This window comes from Pseudotamlana agarivorans (genome assembly GCF_018860245.1).
Classification (GTDB): Bacteria; Bacteroidota; Bacteroidia; order Flavobacteriales; family Flavobacteriaceae; genus Pseudotamlana; species Pseudotamlana agarivorans_A.
Genome location: NZ_JAHKPD010000003.1, coordinates 14,958 through 34,370, shown reverse-complemented (window position 1 = coordinate 34,370; position 19,413 = coordinate 14,958). Strand labels below are relative to the sequence as shown.

The window sequence follows — 19,413 nt, the reverse complement described above, 5'->3', positions numbered from 1 at the left end:
CTTAAAAATTTAGGCACAACCACATGGTGAATGGTTAAAAATTGAAAACATGAAAATAGGTATAGTTTGTTATCCAACTTTTGGTGGTAGTGGTGTTGTAGCTACCGAATTAGGTATTGAGTTGTCTAAACGCGGACATGAAATTCATTTTATAACTTATAATCAGCCCGTACGTTTGGACCTGTTGAGTAATAATGTACATTTTCATGAGGTTAACGTGCCCGAATATCCTTTATTTCATTATCAGCCCTATGAATTGGCTTTATCGAGTAAGTTGGTAGATATGGTTAAGCTTCATAAAATAGAAATTCTACATGTACATTATGCCATTCCTCATGCTTATGCCGCTTATATGGCTAAAAAAATGCTGCAAGAAGCAGGTATTTATGTGCCTATTGTAACGACTTTGCATGGAACGGATATTACATTAGTTGGGAGTCACCCTTTTTACAAACCTGCAGTAACCTTTAGTATTAATAAATCGGATGCGGTTACAGCAGTTTCTCAGAGCCTAAAAGAAGATACCCTACGTTTATTTGATATAAAGAATGAAATTAACGTGGTGCCCAATTTTATAGACTTAGAAAAATATAAAATGCATGGTATGCCGGATTGCCAACGTGGTATGATGGCCAAGGATAATGAAAAAATTATAACACATATAAGTAACTTAAGGCCCGTAAAACGTGTGCATGATGTCATAAGCGTATTTAATAATATACAGAAGGAAATGCCCGCGAGACTTATGTTTATTGGTGAAGGACCAGAAAAAGAAAATATAGAACAGCAGTGTAGAGAACTAGGCATTGCCGATAAAGTGGTGTTTTTCGGTAAGAGTAACGAAATCGATAAAATTCTATGCTTTAGCGATTTATTTCTTTTACCATCACAAACCGAAAGTTTTGGTTTGGCTGCGTTGGAAGCCATGGCTTCGGGTGTGCCTGTAATTTCTAGTAATTCTGGAGGAATCCCAGAAGTTAATATTCACGGAAAATCAGGTTATTTAAGTGCCGTTGGCGATGTGGCCGATATGACTAAAAATGCCATTCATGTATTAAAAGATGAAGAACGCTTAAAAACATTTAAGGAAAATGCCAGAATAGAATCTTTAAAATTCGACTTGCATACTATTGTGCCTAAGTATGAAGCTATTTATCAGGATACTTTAGCCAAATGTATATCCCAATAGGTTTAATAAATAAATATGAGCAATTTTAGTAAGGGGCTAAGGAACAAAATTAACTTGTATTTAGGCACTTTTTAAACCTCTGTTTTATAGTATTTTAACCGCTTTTTCTATAAGCACATCATAAACATATCCTGCACCAAAGTCTTTATTTAAAATAACGCTTCCTTTTATTGTCACAATTTCGCCTAATTTAAATTCCTCGTTAGTGGTTATGGTTATATCGTATTGGCCATTTCCTGTAGTACCATCTTGCAAATGCACAAAATTAACCTGCATTATTCCATTGTTTACTTTTACAACTTCCCCTTTAACAATAACTTCTTTGTTTAAATAAGCTTGAGGGTTTTCAAAAAGATCGGCTATTCGAATGCCATTTGGAGCTTTTTCAATGTTAACGACCTTTGTTTTTCCTTTTTGAATTGGTGTTTTTTTGTCTTGCTTCACACCATTACTATGCTCTCGAATACCTTCGGAAAAAATGACGCGTTCAAAAATGCGATTTAATGTTTTGCTTTGGAAATTTTTCATCTCCATGCCTCCCTCATAATAATATGTAGAACCAATTTCGATATTTCTATCTGGTATGGCCATCCAGTATGTTTCGTCTTTTTCTGAGACATTAAGGTATACATAGCCTCCAGATGAAATTTTTTCCTTAACAACAATTTTATGGGTGTTTTCAGCTGGTTGATTCTCTGAATTGGTTGTTTGAATGATCTTTTCAGAGGTTTTTTTTTCTTCCTTAGATTTTGTTTTTCCTGAGTCTTTACAGCTTGCTAGTAAACATAATGTCGTTAAGGAAAGGGCAATAATTTTTTTCATTATCATAACGTTTGATTCTAGGTAAATTTAATTAAATCATTTAACGTGTAGGAGGTGAAATATCATTTTTATTGTTCTTTTTAGGCTGAAGTGTTTTTTTAGGAAATCGGTTTTTTCAATGCCAAATATTTGTGAAAAGTCTATGTTGTATAATTAAAGAATCGTACCTAAAACTCTTAAAAATATGCCACGAGCTAAATATGTTGGTCTATTAAAATAAGATTACCATCTGGGTCGGTTAAAATAATATTTGCTGGCCCAGTCGTGTTATTATCGGCTTCACTATTTAACGAGATATTTTTACTTTTTAAATGGTCCTGAATGCTTCTTACATCATCATAATCTTTTAAAGGGGTGGCATTTTCATCCCATCCAGGATTAAAGGTCAAAATGTTATTTTCAAACATGCCTTGAAATAAGCCTATTAAGGCATTGCCATTTTTCATTATGAGGTAATTCATTTCTAAATTACCAGCAAAGATAGCAAAGCCTAAATTTTCATAAAAAACTTGTGAGACTTTAAGATCTTTTACGTTTAAACTCATAGAGAAAGCACCTAGTTTCATGATGATTAAGTTTTAATTTTAATAAAGATAATCATAAAATTTTAATGGCTTTTTCGCATAAAAAAAGCGCCATAATTATGACGCTTTTTTAGTGTTAAGTGTTTTTTATTAGAATTCTGAAACGTTAGTCATTTCAAATTTTTTTCCAGCCTCACCGTTTACCAACTTGTAACTCACTTGTTTAGTGCCTTTATCTGTAGGAAAACGTTGCCCTAAAGTAGTTTCAACTAAAGAAAATTCATCTTGACCATTATAACCTTCATTGATTTTAGCATTTTCACTCACTGGTGGGAAATATACCGGAATCATAGAATTCTTATTAAGAGTAGAAAATGCAACAACACTACCAAAACCTTCAGATTCTGTGAAAACAACAAGTTCAGGAGAACCATCAGCGTCTAAATCTTCTACTTGGGCATCAACAATATTTCCTTTAAAAGTAACAACTTGCGGATTACCATGGTTTTCCTTTAAACCAAAAGCGTTCACGGTTAACTCAGTTTCACCATTTTTTTCAACAGCAGAAATGTTAAACCCAACATCCTGTAACATTAATACTTTTGAATATAAGGTTTTATCGATTTGAGAGGCATCAAGTTCACCGTTTAATTTAGAGTAATCACCAGCAAAGGTTGCTCCTCCAGAACAGTAAAAGAAAAGTGCGGCTTCATCAGCAGGATTCTCAGTTGCAATATTTAGATTTCCATTTTTAAAAGTAAAAAGCACTGTTTTTCCGCTAACATCAGCAGCATATGTGGCATCATCTTTTTTGTTAGCTTTTGTGTCAAAAGTACAAGTTCCTCTTTTTTTATCGGCCCTAGACCTAACTTTTACATTAATTGAATGGTCACTAACTTGATTAATGATTACAGCTACCCAATCATAACCTTCATCGCGTTTGTTGTAATCATCTGTTACATAGTTTCCAGATACATCCTGGTTACTTGCTGTTTCTGTAGATTCTACTCCAATAACTTCAGTAGTTTCTTTTGTTTCTGTGTTTTGTCCCTTATTATCTTTACAGCTTGAAAAAGTTATTACGGCTAAAAGTAGAATCAAAAATTTGTTTGCATTCATTGTTTTAGTGTTTATTACTATGGTTATTTTAAATAAATATATGAATATTTAACTATATGATGTGGTTATTAAAGTTGCATTTTTATAATTTGAAAACTATAAGACAACAAATTATTTCATTTGAAGTTATGAAATTCTACTATAATTTCATAGTTACTCCAATTGAAGGCATAGCACCAATGGTGTGACCACCGCTTATTTCGGCGAATACACCCCATTTCTCATTCCAGAACCATCGACCTCCAACTTGTAAACCAGCATCAAAACTGCTGTGGTCATGGTCATGACCATTATCATGATCGTGGTCATGGCCGTTGTAAATGGCATAACCAGCATTAATACCTCCGTAAACATCCCATGCTTCATCAGTGATTTCAAAAAGGCTATCGAAATAGTAATTCGCTTTTACGCCAAGGTTAATCCAATCTAAATCAAAATCGATGGCTACAGCAGGAGCTATAGTGATGTCTTTATGTACAGGGATTTCATAATTGACACCAATTAAGCCAAAGTTTAATTCTTTTCTTGCTTGTCCAAATACACTTGATACACTTAGTATGAAGGTAAAAAGAAATAATAATGTAAATTTTTTCATAAATTCTTAAGTTTAATTAATTAAGATAAATATACTTAATTTCAGTATATTTCTTAACTGTTATACGTAATTCCTTGTCTTTATAACCTTGGGTTTACCGTTGTAACGACACTATATTCTATATCTATATGACATTAAGTACTTTAAAAACGGAGTTGTCCGGAGAACTATTTTTTGACGATTTAATTAAAGCCATTTATGCCACCGATGCTTCTGTATATAGACGATTGCCACAAGCAGTCGCTTATCCTAAAAATGCTGATGATATTAAAAAACTGATAGCTTTTGCAAAGGATACAAACAGTACACTAATTCCTAGAACAGCGGGAACATCATTAGCAGGGCAATGTGTTGGAGATGGAATCGTGGTTGATGTCTCAAAACACTTTACAAAAATTATAAGTGTTGATGAAAAAGAAAAAACGGTAACGGTACAACCTGGGGTGGTAAGAGATGAGTTAAACTTGTTTTTAAAACCTTACGGATTATTCTTTTCGCCAGATACATCTACTTCGAACCGTTGTATGATTGGTGGTATGGTTGGAAATAATTCATCTGGAACAACCTCCATACAATTTGGTGTTACGCGCGATAAGGTTTTAGAATTAAAAACCATTTTAAGTAATGGAGATGATGCTATTTTTGGAGCATTAACAACTGCAGAATTCAAAGAAAAGCAAGCATTAAAATCTTTAGAAGGAACCATTTATAAAACTATTTATGAGGAATTATCAGGTGAATCCGTTAAAAAGCAAATACACAATAATTTTCCTAAACCAGAAATACACCGAAGAAATACAGGCTATGCTTTAGATATGTTGATTGATTCTGAAGTTTTTGAAGCTTCTAACAAACCTTTCAACTTCTGCAAATTACTGTCAGGGAGTGAAGGTACGCTTGCTTTTACAACCGAAATCACTTTGAAATTAGATGTTTTACCACCAAGTGAACGCATTATGGTGGCAGCGCATTTCAGGTCCATTGAAGATTCGTTAACCGCTGTGACTACCTGTATGAAGCATCATTTATACATGTGTGAAATGATGGATAAAACCATTTTAGACTGCACTAAAAACAATTTGAAGCAGCAGGAAAACCGACAGTTTATTGTTGACGACCCCGAAGCCATTTTAATGTGCGAGCTTAAAGCTGATAACCGAGAGGACGTCCTTAAAGCTGCTAATAATTTGGTAAACTCCCTTAACGAAGAAGGCTTAAGTTATGCGAACGTCATTCTTTTTGATGAAGATATCGATAAAGCCATTGAACTTAGAAAAGCAGGCTTAGGATTACTTGGAAATATTATTGGCGATACAAAATCTGCTGCCTGTATTGAAGATACCGCGGTGACTTTACCTGATTTTGCCAATTATATTAATGATTTCACGGCCATCATGGATGGTTATAACCAAAAAGCCATTTATTATGCCCATGCAGGAGCGGGGGAGTTGCATTTGCGACCTGTTTTAAACTTAAAAGTTAGTGAAGATGTTAAGCTATTTCGAAAAATCACCACCGATGTGGCGCATTTGGTTAAAAAATATGGAGGCTCTATGTCTGGTGAACATGGTGATGGCATTGTTCGTGCGGAGTTTATACCACTAATAATAGGTGAGGAAAATTATAACATTGTAAAACGTATTAAAACCGTTTTCGATCCTGAGAATATCTTTAACCAAGGTAAAATAGTAGATGCTTTTCCTATGGATGAAGCTTTACGATACGAAACCGATCGTAAAGAACCAGAAATTGAAACCCTTTTAGATTTTTCGCATTCAGAAGGTATTTTACGTCAAGCGGAAAAATGTAATGGAAGTGGCGATTGCCGAAAAGCTCCAGAAATGGGCGGTACTATGTGTCCCAGTTACAGAGCTACTCGAAATGAAAAAGACAGTACACGTGCCCGTGCCAATGCCTTGCGTGAGTTTTTAACAAACACCGAAACTGGTAAAAACCCATTCGATCATGAGGAGTTAAAAGAGGTACTCGATTTGTGTTTAAGCTGTAAGGCGTGTTTGAATGAATGTCCGAGTACGGTGGATATTTCAGTGATGAAGGCAGAGTTTTTATACCAATATCAAAAGGAAAACGGAACAGATTTACGAACTAAATTGTTTGCATATAACAATAAAGTGAATCAATATGCTTCTCGATTACCAGGTTTAACCAATTTCTTTTTTGAAAATAAGATCACGTCAAGTTTAATAAAAAAGACTTTAGGAATTGCGCCAGATAGAAGTATGCCTTTATTATCACCTAAAAGTTTAAATCACCATATTAATAGCCTTAAAGTAGAAATATCATCAAAAAAATATATTAAAACAGTCTATTTATTTGTCGATGAGTTTACCAATTTTTTAGAATCTTCAATTGGGGTTGATGCTATTCAATTGTTAGAAGGCTTAAATTATAAGGTTGAATTTGTAAAACATGATGAATCGGGGCGCGCTTTCATTTCAAAAGGATTTTTAGATCAAGCAAAACAATGTGCTATCAATAATGTTGCTGCGTTTAAAGATTTAATTTCAGAAGAAACGCCTTTACTAGGGATAGAACCTTCAGCAATTTATACTTTTAAAGATGAATATTTAATGCTAGCTGATGATGTTGAAGCAGCAAAAAATATAGCCCAAAACACCTATATCATTGAAGATTTTCTACTTCAAGAACTTGAAAAAGGTCATATTTCAGTAAAACAATTTAATTCAGATTCTAAAAAAGTTAAAATTCATTCGCATTGTCATCAAAAAGCTTTGAGTAATCAAATGTCAACCTTCAAATTATTAAATCTTCCAGTAAATTATAAAGCAACAATAATTCCTAGTGGTTGTTGTGGTATGGCGGGGAGTTTCGGATTTGAAAAAGAGCATTATGAGTTGAGCATGCAAGTCGGCGAGCAAACCTTGTTGCCAGCGGTTCGAAAAGCTTCAGCAGATGTTATTATCGCTGCAAACGGCACCAGTTGCAGACATCAAATTAAAGATGGCGCTCAACGTGAAGCGAAGCACCCAATTACCATATTAAAAGAAGCGTTAATTTAAAGCTAGAATTTTACCTTTTCATCCTGACCAACAATAGTAATAGCCGCAATGAGGTCTTTGACTTCCATTTCAGCAAAATCATCATGAACTATAAAGGGTGCTAGCTTGTCTTGACTAAAATTATAGATTTTCCAACGTTTAAATTGATATTCTAAAGCGGTAAAGTTTTCTACCCAATCGCCAGAATTTAAATAGGTGGTATTACCTAGTTTGGTTTCTATATATGACATTTTCGGTTGGTGTATGTGTCCGCAAATCACATAATCATAACCATTTTCAATAGCAATTTCAGAAATCACTTTTTCGTAGTCATTAATATATTTAATGGCACCTTTTACGCCGTTTTTAACCTTTTTAGATAAAGAATAGCGTTCTTTTCCGCATTTTTCCAAGTACCAGTTTACCAATTTGTTAAGTAAAGTGAGCAGGTCGTAGCCATAACCACCGAGTTTGGCTAACCATTTTGCGTTTTGAATCGAAATATCAAACACATCGCCATGAAAAAACCAAGCTTTTTTTCCGTCGAGTTCTAAAACCAATTTATCAACAATAGAAATGTTTCCAATAGTCGTATTGCTAAATTTTCTTAGCATTTCATCGTGGTTTCCGGTAATATAAATCACTTCAACGCCGTTAGCGGCCATAGACATGATTTTTTTAATTACTTTTAGGTGCGGTTTAGGGAAGTAGCGTTTGCTAAATTGCCAAATATCAATAATATCGCCATTAAGGATGAGTTTTTTTGGTGCAATACTATTTAGGTAGGTAAGTAAGTGCTTGGCGTGGCAACCGTAAGTGCCTAAATGGACATCGGAAATAACTGCAATTTCTATTTTTCTTTTAATAATCAACGGAGTTTAATTTATTTACATAAATAAAATACTTTAGTGTTACTTGGGTATTACCACATAATTATCTAATTATAAGTATATTGTTAAGCTATTGTTACGCAATTTTTTGCAGGAATCAACGGTCTTAGTGCTTTTTAGTTTTCGTATTTCTAAGAATAGATTTACTTTAGCAAAAAATATTTATTATGGCTGGTAATTCCTTCGGAAAACTATTTAATTTAACGACTTACGGTGAATCTCACGGACCTGCATTAGGAGGTGTAATTGACGGCTGTCCTTCTGGAATCAAATTAGATTTAGAAGCGATACAAAATGAATTAAATAGACGTAAACCAGGGCAGTCAGCCATTGTTACGCAACGTAAAGAGCCTGATACGGTTAAATTTCATTCAGGAATCTTTGAAGGTGTTACTACTGGAACCTCAATAGGTTTTGTGATTGAAAACACCAACCAGAAATCTCACGATTACTCACATATAAAGGACAGTTACCGTCCAAGTCACGCCGATTATACTTACGATAAAAAGTACGGTATTCGTGATTACCGTGGTGGCGGACGCAGTTCTGCACGTGAAACCGCATGTCGTGTGGTGGCAGGAGCTATCGCCAAACAAATGCTAGCAAACATTGAGTTCACCGCCTATGTTTCTGGGGTTGGTGCTATGAAATTAGATAAGCCTTATAATGAGTTAGACCTTACAAAAGTAGAATCTAACATTGTGCGTTGTCCAGACCAAGATATGGCTGCCAAAATGGAAGGATATATTAAGGAAGTTCGCGGAAAAGGCGATACCGTTGGTGGTATTGTAAGTTGTGTGATTAAAAATGTACCTGCTGGTCTTGGCGAGCCTGTTTTCGATAAATTACATGCCGAACTAGGTAAAGCCATGCTTTCAATCAACGCCGTAAAAGGTTTTGAGTATGGAAGCGGATTTGAAGGAAGTACCATGTACGGAAGCGATCATAACGATAAATTCAACAACGACGGTTCTACAAAAACGAACTTTTCAGGTGGTATTCAAGGGGGGATAAGCAACGGCATGGACATTTATTTCAGCGTCGCTTTTAAGCCTGTAGCAACCCTAATTCAGAAATATGAAACCATCGATAAAGAAGGAAACACCGTTGAAATGCAAGGTAAAGGACGTCACGATCCTTGTGTGGTGCCACGCGCCGTACCTATTGTTGAAGCCATGGCAGCCTTAGTGATAGCCGATTTCTTCTTAATTAATAAAATGTATCATTAGAAGCTATTTCCCGCTTTACACTATATCTTTTTTGTGCTGATTTTGTTTAGTACTAGACTTTATGTGTCTGCTAATAACTAAAGTCAGTACTTCATTCGAGTTTCGGAAAAGGCACAAAAAAGGATGCCGTTTCAATCGGGGCTAGGCTTGTTTGCGAATTTTGAGCCTTAAGCCACGTTTTTGCTATCGTGCTGTTTGATGTCGTTTAATTCTGCTTGCTTTTTGAGCTGTTCTTCTTCAATGTCATAGTCGTCTTGAAGTCCGAGCCAGGATTTAGCTGAATTACCAAAATATTTACTCAGGCGCAGTGCTGTATCAGCGGTAATTCTTCGTTTTCCTTTTATAATTTCCGAAATTCTAGTTTGCGGTATTTTTAAATCTTTTGATAGGCGGTAAGCCGAAATTTCAAGAGGTTCAAGAAATTCAAAGTTCAAAATTTCACCAGGATGTATGTTATTTAGTTTTTTCATGTTCTTTTTTAGAGATTGGTAGTTTTTGTTTGCTTTAAGGTAAAAAAAATATATAAATATTAGGTTGTTGATTAATAGATGATTATATCGTTTTTGTGTCACCCTGAAACGAGTTCAGGGTGACGTTTGTACTGGTAACAAGACTTAGCGATTGTTCTTTACGTTTAATTACTTTTTGCTATTCTAATAAATAGGTGAATTAAACCTAATTATTCTTTCAATTTAAAACCAATTCAACCCAAATTCATAGATTTATTAGGTTTAGAATTCTAAAATTTTGAAAAATACTTATCTTCGGGCTTGTTAACGCACTAAAATAGCCCATGAAAAAATTAGCACTGCACTGGAAGATTATAATTGGTATGTTTTTAGGAGTCATTTTTGGCTTTATCATGAATTCCATCGATAGTGGTAAAGGTTTTGTTACCGATTGGATAGCGCCTTTCGGGACCATATTTATCAATCTACTTAAGCTCATCGCAGTACCTTTAATTTTGGCGTCTTTAATTAAAGGGATTTCAGATTTAAAGGATATTTCCAAAATAAAATCAATGGGTTTACGCACCCTAGGTATTTATATCGCAACCACTTTAGTGGCTATTGTTATCGGTTTAAGTATTGTAAACCTGGTAAAACCAGGAAACGGTATGCCTCAAGACACTATTGAAAAAATTAAACTGAAATACGAAAATGATGCAGGAGTTACCGATAAGTTAATGAAAGCCAATGCTCAAAAGGATGCTGGTCCATTACAAGCGCTAGTTGATATTTTTCCGAGTAATATTTTTAAGTCTTTCGCTGAAGCTTCTATGCTTCAAATTATTTTTTTCGCGCTATTCGTAGGGATTTGTTTGTTGCTTATAGGCGAAAAGAAAGCCAAACCTTTAGTTGACTTCTTCGAATCACTTAACGATGTTGTCATGAAAATGGTCGATTTAATCATGCTTTTTGCGCCTTATGCAGTATTTGCATTATTAGCAAACGTTATTATTGCTTTTGATGACGTCGAAATACTTATTAAACTGCTTTTTTACGCATTTTGCGTCATAGGTGGATTATTACTTATGATTTGTTTCTACCTTCTTTTAATAGGTGTTTACGTAAAAAAATCGCCAATGTGGTTTTTAAAAGAAATAAGTCCGGCGCAATTATTAGCCTTTTCAACCAGTAGTAGTGCAGCTACTTTACCTGTAACTATGGAGCGTGTTGAAGAGCATTTGGGTGTCGATAAAGAAGTATCTGGTTTTGTTTTACCTGTTGGTGCTACCGTAAATATGGATGGTACGAGTTTGTACCAAGGGATTGCCGCAGTGTTTATTATGCAGGTCATTTGGCCTGAAGGTTTAACTTTTTCTAATCAATTGGTGATTATCGCTACGGCATTATTAGCTTCTATTGGAAGTGCTGCAGTGCCAAGTGCAGGTTTAGTAATGCTAGTGATCGTGTTAGAATCTATAGGGTTTCCTGCTGAATTATTACCTATTGGAATTGCATTAATTTTTGCCGTTGATAGACCTCTAGATATGCTAAGAACGGTTGTGAATGTTACTGGTGATGCTACGGTATCTATGTTGGTAGCGAAATCTTTAGGGAAATTACACGACCCGAAACCTGAGAATTGGGATGATGGGTATGAATCTGTAAAGTAGTAAAGTAGAATAGGAGTTAAGAAGTTAAGGAGTGGAGTAGCTTTGTTTATAGAAGTAGTTAAGTAGTGGATTAGTTATATGAATAGTAGGAGTTAAGGAGTTAAGTAGTTGGGGATCTGTATATAAAAGTAGTTTAGTAGTTAAGTAAAGGGAGTGAAAAAGTAGTTAAGTGTTAATACATTAAATTATGTCTGATAAAATAAATAACCCAGAGCCTGTTGTTTCTGTGGATTGGTTGCGTGAAAATTTAGAGGCGCCTAATCTTGTTGTTTTAGACGGGACGATTGCGAAGGTTTTTGATGAGAGCTCTGAGCAAATTCTGGGGGCTCGATTTTTTGATATTAAACAGAAGTTCAGCAACGTGGCCGATCCTTTTCCTAGTGCGTTTCCTTCTGAAGCTCAATTCCAAGTAGAGGCACGTCAGTTGGGTATCAATAACGACTCTGCTATTGTGGTTTATGATGATAAAGGTATTTATTCAAGTGCCCGGGTTTGGTGGTTGTTTAAAGCTTTTGGTTATGAAAACGTAGCGATTTTAAATGGTGGTTTTCCTGCTTGGAATGCGGCTAATTACCCCGTTGAAAAAGCACAATTTTATCAAGGAACTTCAGGTGATTTTAATGCAGAATTACAACCTGGTTTTATGCAGTTTTTTAATGATGTTAAAATGGCTTCAGAAAACAAATCGCATACCATTATTGACGCGCGGGCTTCCGAGAGATACCAATGTAAAGTACCAGAACCTAAAGAAGGTTTGCGCATGGGGACCATTCCTAATTCGGTGAATTTGTCTTTTACAGATTTGCTTTCCGAAGGGAAATTAAAATCTAAGGCAGACATAGAAAAAGCTTTTCAAAAATTAGTTAAAAAAGATGAACCTATTATTTTCTCTTGTGGATCGGGTATTACGGCCTGTGTTTTGGCATTAGGAGCTACCATTTCGGGGTATGAAAATATTTCAGTTTATGATGGTTCTTGGACCGAATGGGGGAGCTTGGTAAGCGAATAGTCTATTCCAAAAACTTGCTTTTTAATTCAGGCGTAGGAATCATACAAGCTTCTTTTTTACCATACCATTTGTAGCGGTTTTTGGCTATAAAATCATAAACCCAGTTTCTAATAAATGCGGGAACAATCAAAAATATACCCATTAAATTTCTAGGAAAACCAAGCTGTGTAGCGATTTTTAAGGCTGCCGTAGATTTATATTTAACACCAAATTCGGGTGAATACAGTAAAATGGAATCGGTTTTATTCACATCAATATTATAGGCATCAATAATTTCTTTTCCAACAGCGCTTTGTAGCGCCGTATACAAAAACTTGTTTTCGCGATCGTGTTTTATAACGTATTGCACCGAGCTGTCGCAAAGGTTGCAAACCCCATCAAAAAGTATCAGTTGTTTATGTTTTGGTAAGTCTATCATTTTTTTGCTTCAACCAGTTCTAGTTGGTCCATACTAACGTTAGTCGTAAAAATGCCGTAATTCACAACAGCTTTGTTTTTTTCAATCTTATCTATAGTACCAATGGCGCGTCCGTCCTCCATGCGAACACGGTCTCCTAGGTTTAAAGTAGGCTTTGGTTTAGGGGCGGCAATAGCTTTTTGTTTCGCTACTTTTTTCTTTTCACGAATCACTTCAACTTTCTTTTCAGCTTCTTGTTTTACCTTTTGTTCTTTGGCTTTAATAACTTTTTTCTGCTTGGCTGTAACCTTTTTACGTTTCGAGTTTTCTATTTGAACCACTTTAAAAAGCTCCGACATGAGTTCACGCTTTTGTTTGTTTTCGAAATACTTTTCAGCAATATCATTAACTTTTTGTCCGAGATAAATCAAGCGCTGATTGCTATCATACAATTCTTGATAGCTTTCAAGTTTCTTTTGAATTTTAGCGTTTATTTCTTCTAACTTATCAGCTTCTTCAAGCTTCTTCTTTTCATTTTGCTTTAAAGATTGTCCTGTTTTTTCAAGCTTAGAGCGTTCTTTTTGAAGTTTGGCAATGGTAGCGTCAAAACGGACTTTACTGCGCTCAATTTTCTTTTTTGCACGGTTTATCAATCCGTAAGGAATACCATTTTTCTGAGCAACTTCAAAGGTAAAACTACTTCCGGCTTGACCGATTACCAATTTAAAAAGCGGTTCTAGTGTACGTTCATCAAAAAGCATGTTCGCGTTAAGCATGTTAGGCATTTCGTTAGCCAGAATCTTCAAATTGGAGTAGTGGGTGGTAATAATTCCAAAAGCTTCACGATGGTAAAACTCTTCTAAAAAAGTTTCTGCTAAAGCGCCACCAAGTTCAGGATCTGAACCGGTACCGAATTCATCAATTAAGAAGAGTGTGTTTTTATTACACTTTCTTAAGAAGTAATTCATTTGTTTTAAACGGTAACTGTAAGTGCTTAAATGATTTTCAATTGATTGATTGTCGCCAATATCACTTAAAATGCGGTCGAATAAGCAAACTTTACTACGTTCGTGCACAGGAATGAGCATGCCACTTTGAAGCATCACTTGGAGTAAACCAACTGTTTTTAAGGTGATACTTTTTCCACCGGCATTGGGTCCTGAGATTACAATGATGCGGCTATCTTCTTTTAATTTAACAGTCTGCGGAAAGGTTTTTTGCTTCTTTTCTAAATTACTTAAATATAAAATAGGGTGGTAGGCATCACGTAAGTACATGCTTTTTTCTTCTGAAAACTCAGGAAGAATGCCGTTCATGGATTGGGCGTATTTCGCTTTCGCGGAAATCACATCTATAGCAACCAAAAAGTTCTGGTAGTCTTCTAATAAGGGTAAAAACGGACGAATATAATCGGTGACCTCCTTTAAAATACGAACAATCTCTTCATGCTCTTCGTATTCTAAATTATTGAGTTCACGGGTATGCTGTAAAGTGGTTTCAGGTTCAATATATACAATACTCCCCGTTTTACTGCCACCCATAATAGCCCCTCTAACTTTACGGCGATACATGGCTTTTACGGCTAATACACGTTTGTTGTCCACTACAGACTCTCTAATGTCATCAAGATACTCGAGACTGTGATAGGTATTTAAAGCAGTGCTGAAACTCGCATTAATTTTGCCCTTTACTTTATTAAGAGACTGGCGTAATTCAAATAATAAAGTAGATGCGTTGTCTTTAATATCTCCAAAACGGTCTACAATAGCGTCTACTTTTTCAATTAGAAGTTTAGTAACTTCAATGTGTGAAGCAAATTGATATAGATTCGGGTAATATTCTTCAAATTTCTTTAAGAAAACAACAATGTCATTCACAGTTATGGACATAGCGACTATTTTCTTTAAGCCATGAACTTCTAAAAAAGTATTTTCAATGTTTAAAAGCTGTAACTCTTTAGTAATGGCATCGAAACTGTGATTTGGTATGCGGTTATCGTTGTAAAACGATGATATGTACTCATTGGTGAGTTGTAAAGAAAAAAGTAGTGTTTCTTTGTTTTTATATGGTGAAATTTCTAAGGCTTTTTGATGACCGAGTGGCGTAATACAGTGCTCACTAACTTGTTGTAAAACCGTTTGAAATTCTAAATCTTGTAATGTTTTTTGATGAATATGAATCATGCTTTAATATAGCCTCTAGGATTTGAGAATTGCAAAGTTAATCAATCTGTTTGAGATGGATTGGAGGAAAATAATGCCTTGTATACTTTTATTTACCACAGCATTTCTTGAATTTTTTACCGCTATTACAAGGGCAGGGAGTGTTTCGATGTGTTTGATATACTTTCTTTTGTAAGTTTCTGGATGCCATATCTTGATTGAATATTTTTTCCAAAAGGGCATACAACTCAGGGTGTTTTCTTTTAAGTAGTTTAGGGCGTTCAAAAAAGTACTCACTAATTACAGAAAAAAATTCGGCTCTATTGGTACCGCCGTAAGGGTTAATATCTGATGTGCCCTTGTAGATCTCTTCAATTTCTTTGTTGATTAGGTCAATCCATGGGATAGCAAACTGTTTTTCCATAAGGACCGATGGAACACCATCAATTGGGCCTCCTGTTTTATCAATTAAATGGACAAACTCGTGGATGGCCGTGTTTTTCTTGTCTGTATCGTTTTTAAAACCTTGATGTAAAGCTTTTTTTGAAAGAATCATTATGCCATTCATAGCGCCTGTACCAACCATGCCTAAAACAAATCTATTTTCACCCTCTATTTTATAATCTTTATTAAAGGAATTGGGATAAATAAGTACTTCGTTTATACTGGTATAGGTCCAATGGTCAAAACCAAAAACAGGGATAACAGCACTTGAAGCTACCAGTATTTTATCGGTGATATCAACTGTTGTTTTTATACCGGTTACTTTACAGTTTAGTAAGAATTCTTGGATTTGATATTCAAATTTTGTTTGCTCACTAGTATTCAACGCATTGTAAAAATTTACTTTTTCAATTAATATTGGTCGCCATGCTTCAGGAAATGATGTTGTGGGCTTTTGCCATTTATTCTTGTTTTTATGTTTCCAGACGAAAAACAGGATGATAGAAATCACAACAAAAGATATTATTAGAGTCATAAAAATGCGCTATTTTTAATAGTGTTCCTGAAGTATAAAGGATTGTTATGTTGTTTTTAATGCGTTGAAAAGACTTAATTACCCGTGAATGGTTTCGCTCTTTCCGTAATTCTGAATCACTTTAGCTTCAAATTCAATAAGTTCCTTCCAACGTGTATCAACATCGACATCTTGACCATATTGACGTGCAAATTTCAGGAATGTGGTGTAATGTCCAGCCTCACTTATCATTAAGTCGTGATAAAATTTTGAAAGTTCAGGGTCTTTTATACGTTTAGAAAGTAATTTAAAACGTTCGCAACTCCTAGCTTCAATCATAGCCGAGAATAAAAGTCGGTCCACCATGCTTTGTACGCGGTTTCCGCCTTTATTCATGAATTTATAAAGCTCGTTTACATAGCTGTCTTTTCGCTCTCTACCTAAGGTGTAACCACGTTTTTTAATGATTTCGTGTACCATCTGAAAATGCTCTAATTCTTCTTTAGCGAGCTCTAAAAGTTCGGTCACTAAATCGGTGTGTTCAGAGTTTAAAGTAATGATGGTAATCGCGTTAGTGGCAGCTTTTTGTTCGCACCAAGCGTGGTCTGTGAGGATTTCCTCAATGTTAGACTCTACGATATTGACCCATCTTGGATCTGTTGCTAATTTTAAACCGAGCATGTGTTTCAATTTTTTGTAAAAGTAGTTATAAACGCTGTATTTAAGGAATTAGCTAATGTAATTCCAGATGTTTTTAAACTTGGTAAGCTGTTTATAGGTGTTTAAAACGACTTGATGTTCTTGGAATGCTAATTTTGGATCGGTTTTGAGGATGTTTTTAGCGTGATATCTTGCATGTTGAAGGATGTCATTGTCTTTTATAATATCGGCTATTTTAAGGTTTAATACACCACTTTGTTGGGTGCCCATAATATCACCGGGTCCGCGTAAACGCAAGTCTACTTCAGCAATTTCAAAACCATCGTTTGTTCTGGTCATGGTTTCTAAGCGGGTTTTACTGTCGGCACTTAACTTATGTCCTGTCATTAAAATGCAATAACTTTGTTCGGCACCACGTCCAACACGTCCTCTTAATTGGTGTAATTGTGATAAACCAAAGCGTTCGGCACTTTCAATGATCATCACAGAAGCATTAGGGACATTCACGCCCACTTCTATAACGGTAGTAGCGACCATGATTTGAGTTTCACCTTTTATGAAGCGCTGCATCTCAAATTCTTTATCTGTTGGTTTCATTTGTCCGTGGACTATTGAAATTTGATATTCTGGCATTGGGAAGTCTCTAGAGATACTTTCATAACCATCCATCAAATCTTTATAATCCATTTTTTCGCTTTCCTGAATTAAAGGATAAACGATATATACTTGTCGGCCCTTAGAAATTTCATCACGAATAAATCGAAACACATTCAAGCGATTTTTATCAAAACGATGCACCGTTTTTATAGACTTCCTTCCAGGGGGTAATTCATCAATTATTGAGATGTCTAAATCACCATAAACCGACATGGCTAAAGTACGCGGAATAGGTGTTGCTGTCATTACTAGAATGTGGGGTGGGATAGCCCCTCTAATCTCCCCAGAAGGGAGACTTTTTAGCTGCTTTTCAATATAATATAAAACATTGTCAATGTCGCCAGTAATTTGTTTATTGGTAAATCGAATGACCTTAAAGCCAATTTCGCTTAAAATTTTGGTTCGTAAATCATCAGCTTCTTTTTGTTCGATGGTATTATGATAACCACCATCAACTTCAATAATTAAACTTTTTTCTATAGAAACAAAGTCAACAATAAACTCGTCAATGATATGCTGTCTTCTAAATTTTAAATCGAGTTTTTTTCCTCTTAAACATTCCCATAAAACTTGTTCTGCATGGGTGCTATTTTTTTTATTTTCAACCTGTAATTCTTTTAATAATTTGTAGGTCGATGGGCGAGCGGTCATGTATTTTTTTCGGACTGCTTTGGCGTTCTCTCCATGGGAGGATTGAGGAGGGCCTTTCTTCCATAATTTACTTCTTTGGGCGACGCCAAAACGATGCTGCTCATCGATAATAGCGAGGCCTAAATTTTGAAATTTCACCTTGTCTTCAAGTAGTGCATGTGTGCCAATTAAGATCTGTAATTTGCCATTTTCGAGTGCGTCGTGAATTTTTCGCCTTTCTGAAGTTTTACTTGAACCAGTTAATATTGAAATACTGATATTTAGTTTGTTACACATTTCAAGTAATCCGTTGTAGTGCTGGACTGACAAAATTTCAGTAGGCGCCATTAAGCAGGCTTGAAAACCGTTGTCAAGTGCCATAAGCATTGACATGAAAGCTACAATGGTCTTTCCAGAGCCCACATCTCCTTGTAAAAGGCGATTCATTTGGGCATTGCTACCTAAATCGGCACGAATTTCTTTTAAAACCCGCTTTTGAGCACCGGTTAAATCGAAGGGTAATTGTTCTTTGAAAAAGGTGTTAAAATAGTTTCCAACGGTATTAAAAGGGAGTCCTTTTATCTTCGATTTATGGATTAAATTTTTAATAATTAATTGCAGTTGAATATAAAATAATTCTTCAAATTTAAGTCGGAATTGTGCTCTTGAAAGTAGCTCTGGACTCTTCGGAAAATGCACGTTAAAAAGTGCCGATTGTTTACTTATTAATTTCAATTCTGAACGTAAATTATCGGGTAAAGTTTCCGCAAATTTTCCGCCAGAATCCATAAATAATTGCTGCATGATTTTGCATAAAACCCGATTGCTAATTCCTCGGTTTGCTAATTTTTCAGTAGAAGGATAAATAGGTTGTAAAGCCGATCTTAAATTTTTTTCATGGTCTTCTAGTAATTCTACATCAGGGTGTGCGATGTTAAATTTTCCGCCAAAAGCGGTCGCTTTACCAAAAACCACATAAGGCGTATTGGCTTTTAAGCGCTCTCGAATCCATTTTTGCCCCCGAAACCAAACCAGTTCCATCGTACCAGTATCATCTTGAAAAGTAGCAACCAAACGTTTACCACGTTTTTGAGCGACTTCTTTAAAGCCCGTGATTTTTCCAATAATTTGAACATCTGCATTATTAGGCTGTAACTCGTTTATTTTGTAGTAACGCGTACGGTCGATGTATCTGTTTGGAAATAAATTGATTAAATCTTGATAAGTATGAATGCCAAGCTCCTTGCGTAGTAAATCGGCTCGACTGGAGCCTACACCTTTTAGGTAATCTATGGGAGTTTGTAGGTTAATAGACATAATGGGCGAATTTAAACATTTCCAATAAAAATTAAACGTTTATTGAATTCTTAATATCTTCTTTGGTTTTGAAAATTATTAACGATAATTAGGAAGTCTTTATGAAATTTAGCTAA

General features: G+C 35.3%; 16 protein-coding genes. 5 read left to right on the top strand and 11 right to left on the bottom strand.

All coding sequences use genetic code 11. The features are described 5' to 3' along the window. Positions 1-49: 49 nt before the first annotated feature. Positions 50-1,189 carry an N-acetyl-alpha-D-glucosaminyl L-malate synthase BshA gene (bshA, locus tag KO493_RS00600; protein ID WP_216066016.1) on the top strand — a complete coding sequence of 380 codons (1,140 nt, stop codon included), beginning with the start codon at positions 50-52 and terminating at the stop codon, positions 1,187-1,189. A gap of 84 nt (positions 1,190-1,273) precedes the next feature. On the opposite strand, the gene KO493_RS00595 is transcribed toward bshA, so the two are convergent. The 4 genes from KO493_RS00595 to KO493_RS00580 form a co-directional block, all read right to left on the bottom strand. After that, positions 1,274-2,011, bottom strand: coding sequence for a hypothetical protein (locus KO493_RS00595; protein WP_216066015.1), 738 nt, complete (start codon positions 2,009-2,011; stop codon positions 1,274-1,276). A gap of 194 nt (positions 2,012-2,205) precedes the next feature. Further along, a complete protein-coding gene (locus tag KO493_RS00590) occupies positions 2,206-2,577 on the bottom strand; it encodes a VOC family protein (protein ID WP_216066014.1) in 372 nt (123 codons plus the stop codon). Positions 2,578-2,685: 108 nt separating this feature from the next. Next, positions 2,686-3,654, bottom strand: coding sequence for a hypothetical protein (locus tag KO493_RS00585; RefSeq protein ID WP_216066013.1), 969 nt, complete (start codon positions 3,652-3,654; stop codon positions 2,686-2,688). A gap of 139 nt (positions 3,655-3,793) precedes the next feature. After that, positions 3,794-4,249: an outer membrane beta-barrel protein gene (locus tag KO493_RS00580; protein WP_216066012.1), complete on the bottom strand. Its 456-nt coding sequence runs from the start codon at positions 4,247-4,249 to the stop codon at positions 3,794-3,796. Between the two features lie 128 nt (positions 4,250-4,377). On the opposite strand from KO493_RS00580, the gene KO493_RS00575 reads away from it, so the two are divergent. Then, the gene (locus tag KO493_RS00575; protein ID WP_216066011.1) at positions 4,378-7,290 is read left to right on the top strand and encodes an FAD-binding and (Fe-S)-binding domain-containing protein; all 2,913 of its coding nucleotides are present in this window, start codon (positions 4,378-4,380) and stop codon (positions 7,288-7,290) included. Between the two features lie 2 nt (positions 7,291-7,292). Here the strand turns inward: KO493_RS00575 and KO493_RS00570 are convergent, their stop codons facing one another. Then, positions 7,293-8,138 (bottom strand): UDP-2,3-diacylglucosamine diphosphatase, encoded by an 846-nt coding sequence (locus KO493_RS00570; protein WP_216066045.1) that lies wholly within the window; start codon positions 8,136-8,138, stop codon positions 7,293-7,295. 188 nt (positions 8,139-8,326) lie between these two features. Between KO493_RS00570 and aroC the strand changes: the two genes are divergently transcribed. Continuing rightward, positions 8,327-9,388 (top strand): chorismate synthase, encoded by a 1,062-nt coding sequence (aroC, locus tag KO493_RS00565; protein ID WP_216066010.1) that lies wholly within the window; start codon positions 8,327-8,329, stop codon positions 9,386-9,388. A 167-nt stretch (positions 9,389-9,555) separates the two neighbouring features. Here aroC and KO493_RS00560 read toward each other — a convergent pair whose 3' ends face one another. Continuing rightward, positions 9,556-9,858: a HigA family addiction module antitoxin gene (locus KO493_RS00560; protein ID WP_216066009.1), complete on the bottom strand. Its 303-nt coding sequence runs from the start codon at positions 9,856-9,858 to the stop codon at positions 9,556-9,558. A 323-nt stretch (positions 9,859-10,181) separates the two neighbouring features. Between KO493_RS00560 and KO493_RS00555 the strand changes: the two genes are divergently transcribed. Further along, the gene (locus KO493_RS00555) at positions 10,182-11,507 is read left to right on the top strand and encodes a dicarboxylate/amino acid:cation symporter (protein WP_216066008.1); all 1,326 of its coding nucleotides are present in this window, start codon (positions 10,182-10,184) and stop codon (positions 11,505-11,507) included. 187 nt (positions 11,508-11,694) lie between these two features. Further along, entirely contained in the window at positions 11,695-12,516 is an 822-nt protein-coding gene (locus tag KO493_RS00550; protein ID WP_216066007.1) for a sulfurtransferase, read from the top strand. Between the two features lies 1 nt (position 12,517). Here KO493_RS00550 and KO493_RS00545 read toward each other — a convergent pair whose 3' ends face one another. The 5 genes from KO493_RS00545 to KO493_RS00525 form a co-directional block, all read right to left on the bottom strand. Further along, positions 12,518-12,934 carry a thiol-disulfide oxidoreductase DCC family protein gene (locus tag KO493_RS00545; protein WP_216066006.1) on the bottom strand — a complete coding sequence of 139 codons (417 nt, stop codon included), beginning with the start codon at positions 12,932-12,934 and terminating at the stop codon, positions 12,518-12,520. Then, the gene (locus tag KO493_RS00540) at positions 12,931-15,096 is read right to left on the bottom strand and encodes an endonuclease MutS2 (RefSeq protein WP_216066005.1); all 2,166 of its coding nucleotides are present in this window, start codon (positions 15,094-15,096) and stop codon (positions 12,931-12,933) included. The genes KO493_RS00545 and KO493_RS00540 overlap by 4 nt, the downstream gene beginning before the upstream one ends. An 88-nt stretch (positions 15,097-15,184) precedes the next feature. Next, positions 15,185-16,054 (bottom strand): zinc-dependent peptidase, encoded by an 870-nt coding sequence (locus tag KO493_RS00535; protein WP_216066004.1) that lies wholly within the window; start codon positions 16,052-16,054, stop codon positions 15,185-15,187. 78 nt (positions 16,055-16,132) lie between these two features. Further along, positions 16,133-16,714 carry a tRNA-(ms[2]io[6]A)-hydroxylase gene (locus KO493_RS00530; RefSeq protein ID WP_216066003.1) on the bottom strand — a complete coding sequence of 194 codons (582 nt, stop codon included), beginning with the start codon at positions 16,712-16,714 and terminating at the stop codon, positions 16,133-16,135. A gap of 48 nt (positions 16,715-16,762) precedes the next feature. Beyond that, positions 16,763-19,297 (bottom strand): DUF559 domain-containing protein, encoded by a 2,535-nt coding sequence (locus KO493_RS00525; protein WP_216066002.1) that lies wholly within the window; start codon positions 19,295-19,297, stop codon positions 16,763-16,765. Positions 19,298-19,413: the final 116 nt, after the last annotated feature.

What these genes read in the sequence shown, in the direction of transcription:
- bshA (WP_216066016.1), top strand. Translation starts at nt 50, where the DNA reads ATGAAAATAGGTATAGTTTGTTATCCAACTTTTGGTGGTAGTGGTGTT.
- KO493_RS00595 (WP_216066015.1), bottom strand. Translation starts at nt 2,011, where the DNA reads ATGAAAAAAATTATTGCCCTTTCCTTAACGACATTATGTTTACTAGCA.
- KO493_RS00590 (WP_216066014.1), bottom strand. Translation starts at nt 2,577, where the DNA reads ATGAAACTAGGTGCTTTCTCTATGAGTTTAAACGTAAAAGATCTTAAA.
- KO493_RS00585 (WP_216066013.1), bottom strand. Translation starts at nt 3,654, where the DNA reads ATGAATGCAAACAAATTTTTGATTCTACTTTTAGCCGTAATAACTTTT.
- KO493_RS00580 (WP_216066012.1), bottom strand. Translation starts at nt 4,249, where the DNA reads ATGAAAAAATTTACATTATTATTTCTTTTTACCTTCATACTAAGTGTA.
- KO493_RS00575 (WP_216066011.1), top strand. Translation starts at nt 4,378, where the DNA reads ATGACATTAAGTACTTTAAAAACGGAGTTGTCCGGAGAACTATTTTTT.
- aroC (WP_216066010.1), top strand. Translation starts at nt 8,327, where the DNA reads ATGGCTGGTAATTCCTTCGGAAAACTATTTAATTTAACGACTTACGGT.
- KO493_RS00560 (WP_216066009.1), bottom strand. Translation starts at nt 9,858, where the DNA reads ATGAAAAAACTAAATAACATACATCCTGGTGAAATTTTGAACTTTGAA.
- KO493_RS00555 (WP_216066008.1), top strand. Translation starts at nt 10,182, where the DNA reads ATGAAAAAATTAGCACTGCACTGGAAGATTATAATTGGTATGTTTTTA.
- KO493_RS00550 (WP_216066007.1), top strand. Translation starts at nt 11,695, where the DNA reads ATGTCTGATAAAATAAATAACCCAGAGCCTGTTGTTTCTGTGGATTGG.
- KO493_RS00545 (WP_216066006.1), bottom strand. Translation starts at nt 12,934, where the DNA reads ATGATAGACTTACCAAAACATAAACAACTGATACTTTTTGATGGGGTT.
- KO493_RS00540 (WP_216066005.1), bottom strand. Translation starts at nt 15,096, where the DNA reads ATGATTCATATTCATCAAAAAACATTACAAGATTTAGAATTTCAAACG.
- KO493_RS00535 (WP_216066004.1), bottom strand. Translation starts at nt 16,054, where the DNA reads ATGACTCTAATAATATCTTTTGTTGTGATTTCTATCATCCTGTTTTTC.
- KO493_RS00530 (WP_216066003.1), bottom strand. Translation starts at nt 16,714, where the DNA reads ATGCTCGGTTTAAAATTAGCAACAGATCCAAGATGGGTCAATATCGTA.
- KO493_RS00525 (WP_216066002.1), bottom strand. Translation starts at nt 19,297, where the DNA reads ATGTCTATTAACCTACAAACTCCCATAGATTACCTAAAAGGTGTAGGC.